16 protein-coding genes are annotated in these 18,855 nt (G+C 35.4%); 5 read left to right on the top strand and 11 right to left on the bottom strand.

Annotation, left to right across the window (positions count from 1 at the left end; translation table 11 throughout):
• Positions 1-104: 104 nt before the first annotated feature.
• The 8 genes from ACWV26_RS13740 to ACWV26_RS13775 all read right to left on the bottom strand — a co-directional run bounded on the left by ACWV26_RS13740 (position 105) and on the right by ACWV26_RS13775 (position 8,520).
• Positions 105-920 carry a hypothetical protein gene (locus ACWV26_RS13740; protein WP_455895297.1) on the bottom strand — a complete coding sequence of 272 codons (816 nt, stop codon included), beginning with the start codon at positions 918-920 and terminating at the stop codon, positions 105-107.
• Entirely contained in the window at positions 917-1,504 is a 588-nt protein-coding gene (locus ACWV26_RS13745) for a hypothetical protein (RefSeq protein ID WP_455895298.1), read from the bottom strand. Before ACWV26_RS13745 ends, ACWV26_RS13740 begins: the two co-directional genes overlap by 4 nt.
• On the bottom strand, positions 1,501-2,481 hold the full coding sequence (gene pilM, locus ACWV26_RS13750) for a type IV pilus biogenesis protein PilM (protein ID WP_455895299.1): 981 nt from the start codon (positions 2,479-2,481) through the stop codon (positions 1,501-1,503). Before pilM ends, ACWV26_RS13745 begins: the two co-directional genes overlap by 4 nt.
• Before the next feature lie 137 nt (positions 2,482-2,618).
• Positions 2,619-3,149 (bottom strand): prepilin-type N-terminal cleavage/methylation domain-containing protein, encoded by a 531-nt coding sequence (locus ACWV26_RS13755; RefSeq protein WP_455895300.1) that lies wholly within the window; start codon positions 3,147-3,149, stop codon positions 2,619-2,621.
• Positions 3,150-3,183: 34 nt separating this feature from the next.
• The gene (locus tag ACWV26_RS13760) at positions 3,184-4,389 is read right to left on the bottom strand and encodes a type II secretion system F family protein (RefSeq protein ID WP_455895301.1); all 1,206 of its coding nucleotides are present in this window, start codon (positions 4,387-4,389) and stop codon (positions 3,184-3,186) included.
• Positions 4,386-5,429: a type IV pilus twitching motility protein PilT gene (locus tag ACWV26_RS13765; RefSeq protein WP_455895302.1), complete on the bottom strand. Its 1,044-nt coding sequence runs from the start codon at positions 5,427-5,429 to the stop codon at positions 4,386-4,388. The genes ACWV26_RS13760 and ACWV26_RS13765 overlap by 4 nt, the downstream gene beginning before the upstream one ends.
• Before the next feature lie 11 nt (positions 5,430-5,440).
• Positions 5,441-7,105 (bottom strand): GspE/PulE family protein, encoded by a 1,665-nt coding sequence (locus ACWV26_RS13770; protein WP_455895303.1) that lies wholly within the window; start codon positions 7,103-7,105, stop codon positions 5,441-5,443.
• Between the two features lie 17 nt (positions 7,106-7,122).
• Entirely contained in the window at positions 7,123-8,520 is a 1,398-nt protein-coding gene (locus ACWV26_RS13775) for a VanW family protein (protein ID WP_455895304.1), read from the bottom strand.
• 391 nt (positions 8,521-8,911) lie between these two features.
• Between ACWV26_RS13775 and ACWV26_RS13780 the strand changes: the two genes are divergently transcribed.
• From ACWV26_RS13780 to ACWV26_RS13790, 3 genes are read left to right on the top strand one after another with little or no spacing between them, the layout of a single operon-like run.
• Positions 8,912-9,376 (top strand): type IV pilus modification PilV family protein, encoded by a 465-nt coding sequence (locus ACWV26_RS13780; RefSeq protein WP_455895305.1) that lies wholly within the window; start codon positions 8,912-8,914, stop codon positions 9,374-9,376.
• 1 nt (position 9,377) lies between these two features.
• Positions 9,378-9,806 carry a PulJ/GspJ family protein gene (locus ACWV26_RS13785; RefSeq protein ID WP_455895306.1) on the top strand — a complete coding sequence of 143 codons (429 nt, stop codon included), beginning with the start codon at positions 9,378-9,380 and terminating at the stop codon, positions 9,804-9,806.
• Positions 9,806-11,179: a DUF7305 domain-containing protein gene (locus tag ACWV26_RS13790; RefSeq protein WP_455895307.1), complete on the top strand. Its 1,374-nt coding sequence runs from the start codon at positions 9,806-9,808 to the stop codon at positions 11,177-11,179. The genes ACWV26_RS13785 and ACWV26_RS13790 overlap by 1 nt, the downstream gene beginning before the upstream one ends.
• Positions 11,180-11,243: 64 nt before the next feature.
• Here ACWV26_RS13790 and ACWV26_RS13795 read toward each other — a convergent pair whose 3' ends face one another.
• Both ACWV26_RS13795 and ACWV26_RS13800 read right to left on the bottom strand, forming a co-directional pair.
• Positions 11,244-12,896, bottom strand: coding sequence for a sensor domain-containing diguanylate cyclase (locus ACWV26_RS13795; RefSeq protein ID WP_455895308.1), 1,653 nt, complete (start codon positions 12,894-12,896; stop codon positions 11,244-11,246).
• Positions 12,897-13,027: 131 nt separating this feature from the next.
• Positions 13,028-14,284 (bottom strand): bifunctional folylpolyglutamate synthase/dihydrofolate synthase, encoded by a 1,257-nt coding sequence (locus tag ACWV26_RS13800; RefSeq protein WP_455895309.1) that lies wholly within the window; start codon positions 14,282-14,284, stop codon positions 13,028-13,030.
• 84 nt (positions 14,285-14,368) lie between these two features.
• Between ACWV26_RS13800 and ACWV26_RS13805 the strand changes: the two genes are divergently transcribed.
• Both ACWV26_RS13805 and ACWV26_RS13810 read left to right on the top strand, forming a co-directional pair.
• Positions 14,369-15,247, top strand: a complete 879-nt coding sequence (locus tag ACWV26_RS13805) for an ATP-grasp domain-containing protein (protein WP_455895310.1) — start codon at positions 14,369-14,371, stop codon at positions 15,245-15,247.
• Positions 15,240-16,052, top strand: a complete 813-nt coding sequence (locus ACWV26_RS13810; RefSeq protein ID WP_455895311.1) for an ATP-grasp domain-containing protein — start codon at positions 15,240-15,242, stop codon at positions 16,050-16,052. Before ACWV26_RS13805 ends, ACWV26_RS13810 begins: the two co-directional genes overlap by 8 nt.
• A gap of 170 nt (positions 16,053-16,222) precedes the next feature.
• Here ACWV26_RS13810 and ACWV26_RS13815 read toward each other — a convergent pair whose 3' ends face one another.
• The gene (locus ACWV26_RS13815) at positions 16,223-18,850 is read right to left on the bottom strand and encodes a valine--tRNA ligase (RefSeq protein ID WP_455898259.1); all 2,628 of its coding nucleotides are present in this window, start codon (positions 18,848-18,850) and stop codon (positions 16,223-16,225) included.
• Positions 18,851-18,855: the final 5 nt, after the last annotated feature.

Genomic DNA, 18,855 nt, shown 5'->3' on the forward strand with positions numbered 1-18,855 from the left:
GTATAATCCTCTCTATCTCATATGAACGGGCAGTACACCCCTATTGCTTTTATTGGCAAAAGGTTGTGACTGCCCGATTCGAAACTAATAATCTATTTAGATTCCTAGTTTACTTGAGTCTTATTTTGATCATCCAATTGACCGACATAATAGAAGGTTGTAAGTTGAATTGTCGCTTGCAATTGATCTGTGTTTGGATCAGTTGATGATGCTGCTACCTCTGTATTTGGGGTATCATACGATACAGCATCTATACGCATAATTCGAGGTAAAATCTCAATTTCCTCTAAAAACTGTTTAATTTCTTTTTTGTCAGTAGCTTCAACCGTTAAATTCATGGTTAATAGTTTCAATGAATCTGGCAGACTACTTGAAGCAATTGGTGATACTGGTGTTTGATTTTCTGTACCAGTTTGATTTTGCCCAGTAGTTGTTGCCTGGTTAGCATTTATAGACGTATTATTTTGAACTGTAGCATTTTGTGCAGCAGTTTGCGTTGGATCCGTTGCTTGGTTTTGATTCGTCGCATTTGTCGCTTGGCCATTAGCAGGATCTGTATTGATTGTTTCTTTAACAGCTGCATCATAGTTATTAAACGCAATATCGACTACATTTGTTTTACTAACGGACTCAACTTGTTCAATTGAATTAATTAAACTACTAAGCTCTCTATTTGTAGGCACTTCTAATTGCAATTCAGCATTACTTTTTGAACTTGCTTGTTGATTAGACTTCATGTTCTTTAACTGGTTTTTAGAATCCTTTATTTGCGACTGCATATCCGAAATTTGGTATTGCAATGAACTTTTCTGTTCTTTCATTGGAAGTAGAAGATACGTATACAATGCAAATCCTATTAAAAAGATTAAGAGCGCGATTAATAGTCCTGCTATTTTTTTGTTTTCACCTAATGATTTCATGGTCGCTTCACCTCCGCTAATAGATTCGCTTGATTTAACGTTAGCTTAATAGAAGCGGTATAGCGTGGCACTAGCAGATCACTAGGTGTCGCGTCTTGATATTCTTTTTTGTCTGGTTCAAATGAAGTAACAGAATCTACTTGAACATCAGTATACAATTTATCCGTTAATAATTTTTGGACATACATAGAGACTCCATTTAGTGTTTCAAAATCCACAGTAATCAAAACGCCTGCTTCACCATATGTAATATTCGTTAACTTTTCATAGGATTCTAGATGACCTTCAATACTATCAATAACCGGAGTGACAGGATAAAATACGGATTCTACATATTTAACAGATTGGTCAAACGAATCTTGTGATTGACTATTTACATTTGAAATTTGTTTTTTGTAGTTTTCCATCTCACTTGAAAGTACTTGTTGCTGAGATTCGAGTGATGAAATATTACTTTTCAACAAACCGTAATAGATACCAAATGCAATGAACATCAGTGCAATTAGAATTACGATAACCCATAGTGCAGGACTATTGGTTGCTCTTTTCTCGACCTTAGGTAAGAGGTTAATATTAGGAATCATACCTTCACAACCTCCTTCAAGGCTAAACTAACTAGGCCAGCCTGTGATGCAGTAAAACTAGGAAACTCTCGTGCCATCACTTGGTCTGTGAGTGTATACACAGGTTGAGGAACGACGGTTTGTAGCATTCTTGATATATAGTCAAGTTCTGGAGAGTCCCCCATCACTACAATTTGGTCAACACCCTTTTCTCCTTTGTTGAGAGAAAAACGGTAGAAATTAATAATTCGTTCGATTTCAGATAATGGCTCCATTAAAGCTGCTTGATATTCGGAAATTTCATCTTTATAAAAATAATCAAAGCCATCCTCTGTATAACGCGATTGCCATTTACTACGCTCAGTTTCAATCGTTTGGAAACGCAAGAATTCTACTTCACCTTGTGAATAAATCACAAGCGATAGCTCATTAATTGACCAGTTGGCAATCAAGGTATTGTGTTTCGGTAATTCAGGCATAACTTGGTTCACTAAGCGAATGAGAGAAATAACTTTAATATCCGCAACAGTTGGCGTTAAACCAGCATCGGTTAATAAACCAACAACCTTCGTCACTTCATCTGCATTTGTCGCAAATATAGTCGCCTTTCCGTCACCTGATTGTGCATCATATAAATCAATTAGTGGATTTTCAAAAGGTAGATGAATCGTCCGGCCAATCTCCATCTCCACATATTGTTTAATTTCATTGGAATCTACTAATTCCTGTGGATGTTCAATCGATTTCATCATGACCGTGCTTTCAGGCACATAAAAGCTAACATTTTGCCCCTTAATGCCCCATTTCTTTACGTTGTCTTTTAACAACTCAAAGAACACAAGCTCATCTTCAATAATCCCATCCACAACAATCCCTTCATCTAGTGGAACGGTTTGTACCTTTGCATGTGCTAAATCGTTCAAACCCGACGTTAACACCTTGATCACAAAATCATTATATACAAGCGATACCTGTCGCTTCTTCTTCCCAAACAACATCATCATTCCTCCTACATGAAAGCTCTAGCTTTAATACTTCGGTGGAGAAAGCCAGTTTGTTTATGCAAATGCATAAGTTGAGTGGCATTCTTCAACGAAAGATTAAAGGGACAGCAGCTGGAAGGCTGCTGAGATATTTATTGATCCATTAATTTTTTTAGTTCAACAGAAGTTACAGAAGTGTCAGAAGTACTAATAACTGCTGTTTCACCAACTTTCTTAAACTTATCATTTTTAATATTAGCTAATCTACCAAAAGTCAATGTGTATGTTATTGTATTTCCACTAATAGACTTTACTACTTTATCTCCACTTGCCAAATCAGCTTCAACATAGGATGCTAATTCTGATGCATCACAAGTAGTTCCATCTGTATCTCCTGTAGTAGTTTTGCATGCATCATCTTGAAAAGCAATTCTTGCACCCGAAATAATATTTGAAGCATCCGCTAATACAGCTTTATCTCTAGAATTATTAATAACATTTCCAATTGCCGGAATAGCAATTACAGCAATAATTGCAATAATAACAATAACTGCTAAAAGTTCAATTAAAGTCATACCTTTTTGATTTTTCATCAATTTTTTCATTTTTGATTTCATTGTATTCTCTCCTTTTTTATATGTAGGCTCAATGCCTTGTAAATCACTTAATGTATCGTTTTTCATCTCCCCTTTCACCCCCTCTCAAATAATTTTTTTGTTACATTTGTTGATATAAGCTATACATAGGTAGCATTACTGCTGCCATTATGAATCCAACAATACCTGCCAATAATAGAATCATGATTGGCTCGATTAATGATTTGAGTGAGTCGACTGTGCGATCGACGTCATCTTCATAGAACTCCGCAATTTTCTGAAGCATATAGTCAAGTGAACCGGTTTGTTCACCGATGGATACCATTTGTGTAACAAGTGGTGGGAATACCCAGCTTTGCTCTAACGGCTGTGCCAGTGAACTCCCTTTTTCCAGTGAAAATTTCGATTTCTTAACAACTTCTTCAATCACTGGATCACCAATAATTTTTTCAACAATGGTTAATGCGCTTAATATAGGAACAGAACTACTAAACAGTGTTGATAGCGTTCTTGTCATACGTGCAATGGCTGACTTTTGAAGTACTTTTCCGAAAATCGGCATTTTCAATAATGCATAGTGTGTATAGAAGTTGAATTTCGGATTATTTTTATAGAGATAGATAAAGACGCCAATTACGACAAGTGCTACTATTAAAAACATCCACCATAGCTTTTTCAATGCATTACTTAATGCAAGAACCATTAAGGTGATAGCTGGTAGTTTTGCTCCAAAGCTTGCAAAGTTAGCCGTGAATTGAGGTACTAACCATAGCAACATAAAGGCAGATACTAAAATAATTAAAATGACTAATACAATTGGATACATCATCGTTGACTGTATTTTCTTCTTTAATTTAAAAAATTTCTCGTAGCTAAACGCCATGCGATCTAACGTATCATCTAGGTTCCCTGTTGCTTCCCCAGCTTTCATCATGTTGATGAATAGAGGAGGAAAAATCTTCGGATGTTTTGCTGCTGCATCTGAGAAGGCAACCCCTGAGCGTATATCTTCCTCTACACCCATTAAAGCTTTTTTCAATCCTTTACTTGACGTCTGATCCGATAAAATACGCGTTGCTTCAACAATGGAAATTCCCGCTCGAATCAGTGTTGCAAACTGGCGGCAATAGATTACAAAATCTTCGGTTTTAACCGCTTTGCCAATCACTAAATCCTTATGTAAGATACTCTTTGATTCATCAAGCTGCCTTGGGTTGATCCCTTTATCTCGAAGTTGTTTAACTGCTAGTTGTTTGGAATTTGCCTCGATTGTGCCTTTTTTCATAGCCCCCTGCATTGTTCGACCGCTAAAACGATAAACTGTCATACAATATCACTCACATTCATATAAACTTTGGCTGTTTGGAAATCGATGATTCTTTTCGCTAAAAGGTCTTGAATTGATTTATCAATTGTATGCATTCCTAGTGCACGATTCGTTTGCATAATGTTCGTTAATTGATGTACCTTATCGTTTCGAATTAGGTTTGCAACGGAAGGTGTATGTACTAATACTTCTGTTGCTGCAATTCGTCCAGGCTTGTCTAGTCGTTTAAACAAACGTTGTGAAATAATTCCTTGCAATACGTTCGCCAACTGAATTCGAATCTGCCCTTGTTGATGTGGTGGGAAGACATCGATAATCCGGTCAATGGTTGTGGGTGCACTACTTGTATGTAATGTTGCCATAACGAGATGTCCTGTTTCAGCAGCTGTAATCGCTGTTGAAATCGTCTCTAAATCTCGCAATTCCCCTACCAGAATAATATCTGGATCTTGACGTAGAGCTGCACGCAAGCCATTGGCAAAGCTTTTTGTATCTGAGCCCACTTCACGTTGGTTAACGATTGATTTATTATGCTTGTGTAAATACTCAATCGGATCTTCAAGTGTGATAATATGTTTTGCTTGATTGGCATTAATATAATTGATCATGGCAGCTAGTGTTGTTGACTTACCTGAACCAGTAGGACCTGTAACAAGAATTAGCCCTTGTGGTTTTTTACATAATTCTTTCAAAACTTCTGGCATACCTAATTGCTCGATTGTTGGAATTTCTGCGGTGATTTTACGAGCTGCTAATGTGCAACTATTACGCTGATGATAGGCGTTCATACGGAAACGACATCTACCAGGAAGTGAGTAGTTAAAATCGACTTCACCGTTTACCTTAAATTCCTCTATTCGATGTGGTGGTAAAACGTCACCAATCATTTGTTCTAAATCTTCAGGTGTTAAATTGTCCTCACCATGTGGCAACAATTGGCCATTAATACGGTAATACGGGGGTACCCCTACTGTTGCATGTAAATCGGAAGCATTCACTTCATCTGCATAAGTTAATAATTCTACGATAGACTTTGTCATTTCCTCACATCCTAATCATCTGTTGCAACACGTAATATTTCCTCTGTTGTCGTCAATCCATCCGCCACTTTTAGTAAGCCATCTTCTAGTAATGTCAGATAGCCATTGTTAAACATATGTTTTTTAATATCTGCCAAACTTGCTTGGTTTAAAATGAGCTCTTTCACTTCTTCATCAACAACCAGTAATTCATGGATAGCTAAACGACCTCTGTATCCCGTATTATTGCAAGACGGACAGCCCTTGCCTCTTTTGACATGAGAAATAGGTACATGATGCTTTCTAAAAATTTCCTGTTCCTGATTTGATAAATCATAGTATTCACCGCAATCTCTACAAACACGACGAACTAACCGTTGGGCTACAATTCCAACTACTGAAGATGAAATCAAAAAAGGTTCAATCCCCATATCAAATAGGCGAGAAATGGATTCTGCCGCACTATTGGTATGTAATGTACTTAATACTAAGTGACCTGTTAAGGAAGCACGCGTTGCTATTTGCGCTGTTTCTAAATCTCGAATTTCCCCAATCATGATAATGTCTGGGTCTTGTCGCAAAATGGAGCGTAATCCAGTTGCAAAGGTTAAACCAATTTCTTCACGAACCTGTATTTGATTGACACCATCTAGTTGATATTCAACCGGATCTTCAACCGTAATAATATTGACTTCTTCACTATTTAAATAAGTTAGTGCAGTAGACAAAGTAGAAGATTTACCAGAACCAGTTGGCCCTGTAATCAGTACTATGCCATTTGGCTTATTGATTATCTCTTTAAAGTGCTCTAAGTTATTAGCAGAAAAGCCCAGTTTATAAAGATCGCCATTCGAAATATTTAAATCTAATATACGCATAACAACTTTTTCACCATAGACTGTAGGCAATGTTGATAATCGAATGTCGACAGGATGCAGATTAATATTCGCTTTTATCCGACCATCTTGCGGTAAACGATTTTCTGTAATATTCAAATTCCCCATGATTTTAATACGTGCAATAATCATATTTTGCATGGTTTTCGGTAATGAACGTTCTGTTTTCAAGACCCCATCAATTCGATAACGAACGCGCAGCTCTGTTTCTTGTGGGTCAAAGTGAATATCACTTGCTCGTTGCACCACTGCATTCGAGATGATTTGATTCACTAATTTAACGATAGGTGAATCGTCGTCAAACATTTCAATTTCTTCATTTTTCTCTGCAGGCATTAAATCATTTAATGCAGCATCCATGGTTTCTTGCAGATCATAATATTTACTAATTGCACGACGTAAATCATCTTTTGTTGCGATACAGGTTTCAATTTGGCATCCTGTCGCCATACGAACTTCTTCAATTGCGAAATAATCCATCGGGTCATCCATTGCGATGAGCAACTTATTTTTTTCTCTTGTCAATGGCATGATTAAAGATTCTTTTGCGATTGCTTTCGGCAATAAATGAATGAGATCTGGATCAATAACAAATTGGCCAATACTGATATGTTGTATTCCCAATTGAATTTCAAGTACCTCAATCAGCTGCTGCTCAGTTAATAAATTTTCTTTAATTAAAAAGTCGCCTAACTTTTCATCTTTGGACTTATTTGTAAGCGCAAAGTCGAGTTGTTGTTCTGTAATGGCACTTGCTTCAATCAGTAAATCGCCGAGTCTTCTTCTTGCAGCAATCCCCAACGCTTTCCTCCCCTTTCTTATTTCGTATCTTTTGGCGTTACAATATCACCGGTCTTGTTATAGTAACTACCTTTTGGCACATCTCCACCATTTTTACTTTCTGTTGCTTCATTTGATTTTGCTTTAGATGTTTCACTGTTTGATGCAATTGTTTGGTTGCTAGTATCAACACTACTATCATCACTTGAATTTGAAGTTGTATTTCGGCTCGCTTCACTAGAAGTGTCTTGAGCATCTGTACTAGTTGTATTATCAGCGTTCACTGTATCAGTAGTTGAGTTATCGCTTACTGGTTGTTTGGATGATTTCTCGATAATTTCATTTTTCGGTGCATAGTAGTTTTGGCTAATCAATTGTGAATTTGAATCGCCATTTTCATCAGTAATCGTTCGATAGATTAGTAGCTGTAGACCTGCTTTGGGCTCTTGAACTTGTTTGGATTGGCCCAACGCTAAATTATCAGAATAGCGATAGATTGTACGTGGTTCTACCGTCATTCGATCCTTCTCAATAATTGTTACTTCTGGATTACCTGGCAAAGAATATAACTCAACTTTTAGTACACCATTTTTTACCTTGGCAACAATTTTCGCAGGGACTGTACTATGCGATACAAATTTTAAATCTTTTTCCAAGAATGGACTAACCGTTGCTTCATAGCCTGGTTTAACGATTGTTGGAATCATATCTGCTTGATGTCGTTCGAGAATTTCAAAACTACTTTGTAAAACAGCACTATATAATGCTGATGCAACCAAAGTCATTTCATCATCATTACCTCCAGCTTTTTCTGCTACCTCATTTAATGAGAATGGTGTCTCAGGTTCAATCACCATTCCATCTAGTTTTTCCGCTATATCTGTAACATCGGCAAGCTGAGAATCTTTAAGGGTAATGGTTTCAAATGAAATTCGCTCTGCATCTTTCATCGCGATATCTTGGACATTTAGTTTAATAGGAGAGTCTTTTAAATAAGAAGCTGCCTCTAAAATTTGTGGTTTAACCTCTACTACCTTCAAATTCGTTTCATTTTGAATTTTTTTGAATAATGAATCCTTAGCTTGTACCATTAATGGTTCGTGAACAGTAGGCTTTTGTTGCCAAAATGAGTACCAAGATTTGTCCGTATCATTGGTATATTGTTGAATTGACGCATTCACATCAAATAAGAAATCATCTCCACTTACCTGAATTTGATGTTCGCCAATTGTTATGTATAAATCGCTATTCTTCCATTCTTTTATAGCTTCGGTTAATTGCTCTTCAATTTCTTTATCTGATAAGTCTTCCACATTCACAGATCCAATTGTTGAACCTTCAGAAGAAGCGAATACCTTATTTAGTGCAAACTGGAATGAAAATAAGATTACCGATATCAATAGTACTAGTGCAATCAACTTAGAGAGTATTTTCATACACAATCTCCTATCTTCGCCAAAATATATGATATATTCTATAACTCCCAATCTATTATATATAGTTTTCAATAAAATAAACATTACTTTTGTAACAGAAATAAAAACTTTTTTCGACATTTTTAAATTTGTCTGTGATTTTTTTCATAGTATTTCATATAAAAAGAATTTACAATGATACAAAGGATGTCATATTATTAAAGAAATGTAAGTCTGTGTAGTTCACATTCATGATTAAAATTCACAGTACATAGTAATGTATACATAAAAATATCTAATATCTGTAAATTTATTATAACAATACGCACACTCTAAATTCTATAGTGACGAATTCCCTAAAAACCTAAAAATAATAAGAGATTCCAATCCAACTACGAAAGAAGGTTTTCTAATGTCACTTCACACAATATTAAAAAAAACCATGCAAAATGAAAAAGGCGTCACACTAGTTGAAGTAGTCGCCTCTTTCGTAATATTGGTGATTTTATTAGTTTCTTTTTATACGTTGTTTATACAAACAAAACAAACTACTAAAAGCTCAGCTGAAATCGTAAATGCAACCTATATTGCACAGACAGAAATGGAAAACGCTTATCAAATAAGTCTGCGAAGAAAAAATAATGCATTTTCAAATCAAGATTCTTTTATAAATTCATTGAGTAATAGTTATCCTGAAGAAATCAATGCCTCAATGCTAAAAGAGTATAGAAAAACAAAAGATCAATTTATTATTGAAATGAAATTAGAAAACAGAACTGAACAACCCTATTTAATGAATATTGTTATTGAGGTTAAAAGCAATAATGGTAAAGATAAAGCTAAAATGGAAAATGTCTTAGTTTGGAAGGATATATAATATGAAAAAAATACTAGACAATCAGAAAGGAATCACTTTGGTTGAAATCCTTGCAGCTGTCGTAATTATGGGGATTGTTTCAGTTTTAATATTCAATATCCAAGCAGAAAGTAATAAACAATACAAAGATCAACTATCAGAAAACGTACAACTACGTGACGTTTCATATGTATTGAAAGTTATGACAAAAGAAATGAGAAAAACAGAATCTAACAAAATTACATCGTCTAATATTAATGAGCTAACGATTAATACGAACACTTATACATTTGATCCAATGAATAACAGCATCAATATAAATGGTCAAGTTTTTGCTAAGAATATCAAAAACTTCACAGCAAAATTCCTAGACAATGCCTGGCAAATCGAGATTATTGACGAAGATAATCTGAAAGTAAATACCAATATAGTTGTTAGGGGTGGAAGTTAATGAAAAGAAAATTGAATCCGATTAGCAATGAGAATGGATACACACTTATTATTGTAATAATGGTACTAGTTGTTATTTCTATACTAGGTTTAGGTTTAATGGGTACTTCTGCAACAACATTAAAACAATCGGATAATGAACGAATTGATCAAGCAACATACTATATTGCTGAGGCTGGATTGGTACAGAAAAGAGAAGGCTTAAAACAAATTATACAAAACTCTTACCAAGATACTTTAAACCACTATAATAACCTATCAGTAAACGATAAAGCTAAATTTGATTTTGAGGGTGATCCTACATACGGATTCTATGCAATAGCAAATGCAAAAATCTCAAGTCCATCAACTACAATATACAGTAGTGAAGCTACAAGTGGGGAAAATAAAGTATATGAAAGACAGTATAACAAACCCACAAAATCTGTAGTAACTGTTCAAAAAGTCGATTCCAATTCTCGAATTTACATTATAAAATCTACAGGCACAATCGCTAATCATAAAAGCAGAACTGTTAAACAAGAGTTGATTGTAGATTTGCACGAAGATTCAACTGATAATAATAAATTTACGTCCAAATATGCTGTTCATGTAAAAAATAGCATTTTTTTAGATAATAATTCTAGTATAAGTGGGGAAATTGCAACTGAATCGTTAAATCCTTCAATTTCAGGAAAAGGAACTATTCCTAGAATAATAAATAAAGGTATTTCGTTACCTACTTTACCTGAATTCCCATTATATAGTTTTGATTCCTCTAAAAATGCTGATGAAATAATTACTGATGACAATGGAAATCTTGTAGTTGATGGTAGATTAGTGATTAATGTTGAGAATTCTAATAAAAAAATATCCATTAACAATTTAACAATTAATAATAACGGAAGTATAGTATTAATTGGACCATATAAATTAAATGTGTACATTAAAGGAAATGTAATCTTTGGAAATAATGTTGAACTTAACCCGACTAAGGATCCAATAATGTTTTCGTTAATTTATGAAGGGGAAAATACAATTGATTTTCCAAATAATATAAATCTAAATGGCTCACTATTCACAAAAAACTCTGCAATTGAAATAAAAAATAATCTTCAAATTACAGGAGGAATTTATTCTTATAGTAATAAAAATATTGCAATAAAGAATAATTCTATCGATAATTCATTGCTAATTTTCGCACCAAGTGCAAATGTTGAAATTAAAAATAACGCAAATTTTAAAGGTTCAATTATAGCAAATTCTTTATCAATAGAAAATAATAATTCTATAGTCTATGGGGCTGTAAATGCTATAACTGGAACAAATATACCGGATCATTCTAAAGTAATTAAGTTATCTTCTCAAAGTAATTTATTAGAAGAAACAGAGTAATTGTTTTTACATACAAAAACAGGAGTTCCTAAATTAGAACTCCTGCTTTTTCTATTTTTCCAACTCAAAACCCCGCAACCCGATTCCTACCCTTCTTCTTCGCCCCAGTATACATAGCCTGATCCGCATTACGTAGAAGTGTTGTGCCTTCGTCAGTATCTTCATATGCAGATGAAACCCCGATGCTTGCTGTGACGTGTACGATGAGGTGTTTTACGCCATCTATTAGGTCGGGTGAGATTTCAAATGGTTGGTTTTCGATTGTGCTGCGTATTTGCTCAGCGAGTTGAAGGGCCTCTTCTTTTGTATAGCCTGGTAGAAGGATTACAAATTCCTCTCCTCCATATCTAGCAATGGTGCCTTGCCCTCCCACTACTCGACGCAGCAAATCCCCAATTCCTATTAATATGTCATTTCCACTTTGATGGCCATAGTTATCGTTAATTTTTTTGAAATAATCGATATCCATCATGATTAATGATAGATTTGAAATATTGTGATTTCTTAATTCATCCATCATTTTAGTTAAATGGTTATCAAAGTATCGATAATTATATAATCCTGTTAGTCCGCAACGTTCGCTCTTCCGTCTTGCTTTTTGAACATATCTTGAATTTTCTAAAGAAACGGCAAAATACGAACAAAGAAGTTCGAGTATTTTCACTTGGTATTCTTTAAAGTAGTTCTTTCTCTTAGATGTAAGTAATAGTGCACCCTCCATATTTGAATTTCTTGTGATAGGCAACACTAAAACACTTTGAGTATTTGGTAGTAAATACTTGTCATGTGCTGAATACCATTCTGTCTTTTTTTTGAAGATTGTTTTTTCTTCTAATTTGAGGGTGTGCTTTAATAGACTTTGACTTAACTCTTTATGTGTTACATTTTTCATGATTTCTTGACCGTTTTCGTAAGCACGTAATACCGATAGTGTTCCTGTTTTATTTCTTCGATCGACAATATATAAACCATTAATATTAGCCATCTTAGGCACTCGTTCCATAAACAAGTCGAGTGTTTCTTCAGAATCTAGTTGGTTCGTTAATTGGTGACCAAAATGAGCAGCTTCTGAAAGTTCTTTATTGAGGTAACTTGAATTGCTATAAAGTCGTAATAATTGCGTTGCCATATAAAATGGAATACCAAGTAATAAGATAGATAAATCACCTACATATTCCCCCAGAAAATATAGGCTTAATCCCATCGGTAAGGCAAAGCAACAAATCAAATAATCCCATCCATCATCTTTTGTTAAGAAAGGCATTCGATTTCCTAACAAAATTCCACTTAGTTTTAATAATAAATGGTTTGCAGCCATATTGACTACTATGTAAAGCAATCCATAAACCACAATATGCATAAGATCCAGAGAATGTACTTTTCCACCGAACAACAAAAATGCAAAACCACTTATAAAAGATATGAAAAGGAACATCATGGAGTTCCATGGAATCCGATAACTACTTTGGGGTGTAAGTTTAATTCGGAAGAAAAAAGGAATAATTGTAATTTGCAATACAACCATTTCTATAAATAAACCAAATCTCAAAAAAATGGCAAGACTTACCCACTGTGTAAGGAAAAATGGAGTACCATTAATAATTGCTGGGCAAGTTGCTGTAAGAATTCCCAATACAATAAATCCAATTAATAATGGCCAATCAATATCTGTGATAGGTGGAAATTGACGATAAACTGTATATATGCTAATTGGCATAGCTACAATCCAGACAATGAAAATCATCATCTGAAAAGGAAAAGACTTTTTCGTACAAATTCCCCCTATCAATTAATTTAATAATGTAAATTATACCATATAAATTTTCCATATCAATACAAATGTATAGGTTATTTATACCTTGATAATAGTACTTTTCTCCATTGAGCTAATAGATAAAGCGAACCTGTCATCATCACAATGCCTGTCCCATCAAGCTTTTCGTCAATAATTTTAATGATATTATCTGTCGAAACTTTTTTACCTTTAGCGTGACTTAAGTCACAGATATTTTCAGCAGGCATAGCCCTTTCATTGTCCACATCTACAAAAGTAAAACTATTACCTACTTCTTCTAATAGTCTTAAAACCCCAGCTACATCTTTATCTTTTAGAATTCCTACAACAAAATGAATCTTTTGTCCTGGGAATTCTTGTTTAATCGTCTCAACAAGCGTTTTTGCACTGGCTGGATTATGCGCACCATCAACATACAGGTTAGGTGCTAATTGTTCAAATCTCCCTGCAAGATGAGCTTGATTGATGCCTCTTCTCAACTGTTCGTTGTTGATTTGAATTCCTTTATTTTCTGCAAATAATGTAAAGGCTTTGATTGCAAGTGCCATATTAGTTCGTTGATGATCGCCAGGCATCGAACGTTGTAAATTTGTAAATTCATTTTCTTTACTACTATAACTTTCTACATTTCCTTGTATATCAACTTCAAAATCTTTCCCATAAACAAATAAGGGTGCATTTTGCTTTGAAGCTTCTTCTTCAAAAACAGTCATGGCTTCATCTGGAAGAGCCCCTATTACAATAGGTCTCTCGTTTTTGATAATGCCTGATTTATGATAAGCAATTTCCGCCAAAGTATTGCCTAAAAACTTCGTATGTTCTAAAGAAATACTCGGGACAACTGAAACAACTGGTGTCATAACATTCGTGCAATCGAATCGTCCACCCATTCCACATTCAATAATCGCAACATCTGGCGCAAATCGACTCATTGCGAGAAAAGCAGCAACGGTAAGTAATTCAAAGTCAGTGAGTCTCCCATCCAAACCTGCTTCACTCATAATTTTGAAAATAGCATCCATTTCTTCTGGTTCAATAGGCAATTCATTTAATTGAATTTGATCATGAACATCTTCTATACATGGTGACATGAAGGTTGCTGTTTTGAGACCATGATTTTTAGCGATATGCTCGATAAAGCTTATGGTAGAGCCTTTCCCATTCGTACCTGCAACATGGATAACAGATAAATTATTCTGTGGGTTTCCTACTAATGCTAATGCCTCTTTCATCGCATCTAACCCTGGTTTTATACTTGCATCGCTTGTTATATGAAAGCGACTTTTATATTCGTCAAGTTTAGGAATCATTTCAACACTCCGTCCTATATATTCCGCAAATTTCGTGCTAAACTTTTATATATTATTATAGCACTGTGTTAAGGGGATTTTATGATGAAAACTTGTTGGATAATTTACAATGGAAGTCTCGTAAACGATAAATTTTTAGATCAAGCAAGACTGATGGCTGAAGCCGCAAGAGAATTAAATGTTCAGCCGGAAATTTATAAAAACTATGAAATTATGATGAAACTAGACGATGAACTCCAAAACAAACCTGATTTTGTCATATTTTTAGACAAAGATATTTTACTAGCAACCTATTTAAAAAATAGCGGTATCCCTGTGTTCAATGATCCAGAGGTAATTGAAACATGTGACAATAAGGCAAAGCAATACATACAGCTCGCAAAAGCCAAACTGCCCATGCCAACGACCATTATTGCGCCAAAAGTATATGCTAACTTTACAATCCGTAACAGTGGCTACTTTGAAAACGTATTAGAAACCTTAGGACTTCCTATGATTATCAAAGAAGGACACGGATCTTTTGGCATGAAAGTCTATCTGATTAATACAGAAGAAGAATTCTTTGAAAAAGTGGAAGAATTGCGAGGGGTAGATTTTGTTTTCCAACAATTTATAGATTCAAGCCGTGGACGAGATATACGTGTGAATGTAATAGGTGATGATATCGTAGCAGCTATGTACCGCCATTCCGAAACAGATTTTCGTGCGAATATTACAAATGGTGGACATGCTGAAAAAATCGTACTTACAGATTCTCAAAAGGAGATTGCTATTCGTGCAGCAAAAGCAGTAGGTGCAGAATTTGCCGGAGTAGATTTACTTTTTGGACCAAATGAAGAACCGATTGTTTGTGAAGTTAATGCAGCAGCACATATTCGAAATCTCTATAATGTAACAGGTGTCAATGTTGGTGTTCAATTTATTGAATATATTTTGAAGAAAATTGGGTGTGCAGATGAATAACGCATACCTATTATACGAAAAACAAGATGCCAAGAAAAATAGGATATTTATCGAACAAATGATAGATGAAGCAAAAAAGCATGAGATTGAACTAGCTTTAGTGATCATAGATGAAAACAATCATGATGATTTTCCAGACAACATTATTAGCAATCCAATTTTTATATGGAATAGAACACGTCATGCTGAAATTGCGAAGAAACTAGAAATGAAAGGTGTTAAAGTGTTTAATCGTTCTATTGTAAATGAACTTGCGAATGATAAAAAGAGCACCTTGCAATTTGCGCAACTTCAAGGAATCCCCACTGTTCCGATTCTATTACAAGACCGTATTCAGCAGTACCCTGTTATCATCAAAACAATTGATGGTCATGGTGGAAATGAAGTGGCACTATGTAAAAATAATGATGAACTGAAAGCTTATCAAGAGAAATGGCATACTCGTAAAATCATTATCCAACCATATATCGAATCAAATGCAACAGATATTAGAGTCTGGGTTCTTGGTTCTGAAATCATTGGTGCAGTCAAACGAATGGGTGGACAAGATTTTCGCTCCAACTACACTTTAGGTGGAACAATTGAAAAATACGAACTAGATGCTGAGAAACGACAACATATTATGAAGTTACAGAACGCATTAAAAAGCGATTATATTGGTATCGACTTTTTACTTTCACCTAATGGGGATTGGCTGTTAAATGAAATAGAGGATCCGGTTGGGGCTAGATCTTATTATAATTTGTATGAAGAAAATTTACCTGATTTGTTAATGCAATATTTCACGCAGGAAATAAGTAAGTAAAAGATATTCCTTAATCGAGGGAAACCCTTTGTTCAGGACTTCCACGATTAAGGGATATATTTTATCTGCAATTCCCACCTTTTATTTCCTCTCTCCCCTCCAACTTAGTCGATAACCAAAAAACCGCCCTAGCTACCAATTAGCTTGGGCGTTTTTCTTTATTCAAAGAATTACATATTTTTCAATTCAGCAATACGTTTTTCAACGGTAGCGAATTTTTCTAGGTAATCTGCTTCTTTTGCACGTTCTGCAGCGACTACTTCTTCTGGTGCTTTTGATACGAAGCGTTCGTTGTTTAGTTTACCTTGAACACGTTTTACTTCTTTATCCCATTTTTCGAGTTCATGAGTAAGACGTTCGATTTCAGCTGTTACGTCGATTAATCCTTCAAGTGGTAAGAATAGTTCAGCACCTGAAACAACAGCTGACATAGTTTTCATTGTTGGTTGTTGGTTTTCACCAAGTTTAAGTGTTTCTGGATTACAGAATTTTTCAATGTATGCTTTGTTTTCTTCAAGTACTGCTAAAGTGGCTGAATCTTTTGCAGAGATATACATTGGTACTTTTTTGCTCATTGGTGTATTAACTTCTGCGCGGATATTACGTACAGCACGAATGATATCCATCAACAATTTCATATCTTGAGATTGTTGTTCAAAGTTAAATTCTTTGTTTACAACAGGCCATGAAGCTTGTGTAATTGATTCTCCTTCATGAGGAAGGTTTTGCCAAATTTCTTCTGTGATAAATGGCATTAATGGGTGTAATAGACGCATTGTGTTGTCTAGTACATAAGCAAGAACTGAGCGAGTCATTTTCTTCGCTGTTTCGTCTTCACCGTATAATGGTAATTTAGCCATTTCGATATACCAGTCACAGAAATCATCCCAGATAAAGTTATGCAGGTGACGACCAACTTCACCAAATTCGTATTTATCTGCAAGTCTTGTTACTTCTTCGATTGTTTCGTTTAAGCGAGTTAAAATCCATTTATCTGCAACAGATTTTTCACCAGTTAAATCGATTTCTTCAAACTTCATACCATCCATATTCATTAGTGCGAATCGAGATGCATTCCAAATTTTGTTTGCGAAGTTCCAAACTGCTTCTACTTTTTCAGTAGTGTAACGTAAATCTTGACCAGGTGATGAACCTGTTGCTAAGAAGTAACGTAATGAGTCAGCACCATATTGTTCGATAACATCCATAGGGTCTACGCCATTACCAAGGGATTTAGACATTTTACGTCCTTCACCATCGCGTACTAAACCATGGATTAATACGTCTTTGAATGGACGTTCGCCTGTGAATTCGATTCCTTGGAAAATCATACGAGAAACCCAGAAGAAGATGATGTCATAACCTGTTACTAATGCACTTGTTGGATAGTAGCGTTTATAATCTGCACTTGCTTCATCAGGCCAGCCCATTGTAGAGAAAGGCCATAATGCAGATGAGAACCAAGTATCAAGTACGTCTTCATCACGAGTCCAGTTTTCTTCATCTGCTGGTGCAACTTTTCCTACATACACTTCACCAGTTTCTTTATGATACCAAGCTGGGATTTGATGGCCCCACCATAATTGACGAGAAATACACCAGTCATGCACATTTTCCATCCAACGAGAATATGTGTTTTCGAAACGATTTGGGACAAAGTTTACTTTTTCCATTTCTTTTTGTTGCAGTTCTAGTGCGGCTTTTGCTAGTGGTTCCATTTTAACGAACCATTGAGCAGAAAGATAAGGTTCTACTACAACACCAGTACGTTCTGAGTGACCAACTGAGTGCATATGGTCAACGATTTTCACTAGTACACCTAGTTCTTGTAAGTCTTTTACGATTTGTTTACGACATTCGAAGCGATCTAGACCTTGATATTTTCCTGCATTTTCGTTCATCGTACCATCTTCGTTCATCACGATAATGCGTTCTAAATTGTGGCGGTTACCAACTTCAAAGTCATTAGGGTCATGTGCTGGAGTCATTTTAACAACACCTGTACCGAAGTCCATATCAACATAGTCATCTGCAACGATTGGAAGTTCGCGACCAACGATTGGAAGAATTGCTGTTTTCCCTACTAGATGTGCATAACGTTCATCTTTTGGATTTACGGCAATCCCTGTATCACCAAGCATTGTTTCTGGACGAGTTGTAGCAATTTCAAGTTTACCAGAGCCATCTGCTAGAGGATATTCCATGTGATAAAATGCGCCTTGAACATCTTTGTAGATTACTTCGATATCAGATAATGCTGTTTTTGCTTGTGGATCCCAGTTAATAATACGTTCGCCACGATAGATTAAGCCTTTTTCATATAGTTTTACAAATACCTCTTTAACAGCATCTGAAAGTCCTTCATCTAATGTGAAGCGTTCACGAGAATAATCTAGTGCTAAGCCTAATTTCGACCATTGTTGACGAATTGTACCAGCATACTCTTCTTTCCATTCCCATGTCTTTTCTAAGAATTTTTCACGACCTAAGTCATAACGAGAAATATTTTGTTCACGTAATTTTGCCTCAACTTTGGCTTGTGTAGCGATACCCGCATGGTCCATCCCCGGTAACCAAAGTGCATCATAACCTTGCATGCGTTTCATACGAATTAGGATATCTTGAAGAGTAGTATCCCAAGCGTGACCTAAATGTAATTTACCTGTTACGTTTGGTGGTGGAATTACGATAGAATAAGGTTGTTTTCCACTTTCAGGTTGTGCTTTAAAGAATTCTCCTTGTAACCACCATTCGTAGCGACCTTGTTCAATTGACTGTGGATCGTACTTAGTTGGCATTGATG

This window comes from Rummeliibacillus sp. JY-2-4R, from assembly GCF_053847205.1.

What these genes read in the sequence shown, in the direction of transcription:
- ACWV26_RS13775 (WP_455895304.1), bottom strand. Translation starts at nt 8,520, where the DNA reads ATGAAAATACTCTCTAAGTTGATTGCACTAGTACTATTGATATCGGTA.
- ACWV26_RS13780 (WP_455895305.1), top strand. Translation starts at nt 8,912, where the DNA reads ATGTCACTTCACACAATATTAAAAAAAACCATGCAAAATGAAAAAGGC.
- ACWV26_RS13790 (WP_455895307.1), top strand. Translation starts at nt 9,806, where the DNA reads ATGAAAAGAAAATTGAATCCGATTAGCAATGAGAATGGATACACACTT.
- ACWV26_RS13810 (WP_455895311.1), top strand. Translation starts at nt 15,240, where the DNA reads ATGAATAACGCATACCTATTATACGAAAAACAAGATGCCAAGAAAAAT.
- ACWV26_RS13755 (WP_455895300.1), bottom strand. Translation starts at nt 3,149, where the DNA reads ATGAAAAACGATACATTAAGTGATTTACAAGGCATTGAGCCTACATAT.
- ACWV26_RS13815 (WP_455898259.1), bottom strand. Translation starts at nt 18,850, where the DNA reads ATGCCAACTAAGTACGATCCACAGTCAATTGAACAAGGTCGCTACGAA.
- ACWV26_RS13800 (WP_455895309.1), bottom strand. Translation starts at nt 14,284, where the DNA reads ATGATTCCTAAACTTGACGAATATAAAAGTCGCTTTCATATAACAAGC.
- ACWV26_RS13740 (WP_455895297.1), bottom strand. Translation starts at nt 920, where the DNA reads ATGAAATCATTAGGTGAAAACAAAAAAATAGCAGGACTATTAATCGCG.
- ACWV26_RS13760 (WP_455895301.1), bottom strand. Translation starts at nt 4,389, where the DNA reads ATGACAGTTTATCGTTTTAGCGGTCGAACAATGCAGGGGGCTATGAAA.
- ACWV26_RS13805 (WP_455895310.1), top strand. Translation starts at nt 14,369, where the DNA reads ATGAAAACTTGTTGGATAATTTACAATGGAAGTCTCGTAAACGATAAA.
- ACWV26_RS13785 (WP_455895306.1), top strand. Translation starts at nt 9,378, where the DNA reads ATGAAAAAAATACTAGACAATCAGAAAGGAATCACTTTGGTTGAAATC.
- pilM (WP_455895299.1), bottom strand. Translation starts at nt 2,481, where the DNA reads ATGTTGTTTGGGAAGAAGAAGCGACAGGTATCGCTTGTATATAATGAT.
- ACWV26_RS13745 (WP_455895298.1), bottom strand. Translation starts at nt 1,504, where the DNA reads ATGATTCCTAATATTAACCTCTTACCTAAGGTCGAGAAAAGAGCAACC.
- ACWV26_RS13765 (WP_455895302.1), bottom strand. Translation starts at nt 5,429, where the DNA reads ATGACAAAGTCTATCGTAGAATTATTAACTTATGCAGATGAAGTGAAT.
- ACWV26_RS13795 (WP_455895308.1), bottom strand. Translation starts at nt 12,896, where the DNA reads ATGCCAATTAGCATATATACAGTTTATCGTCAATTTCCACCTATCACA.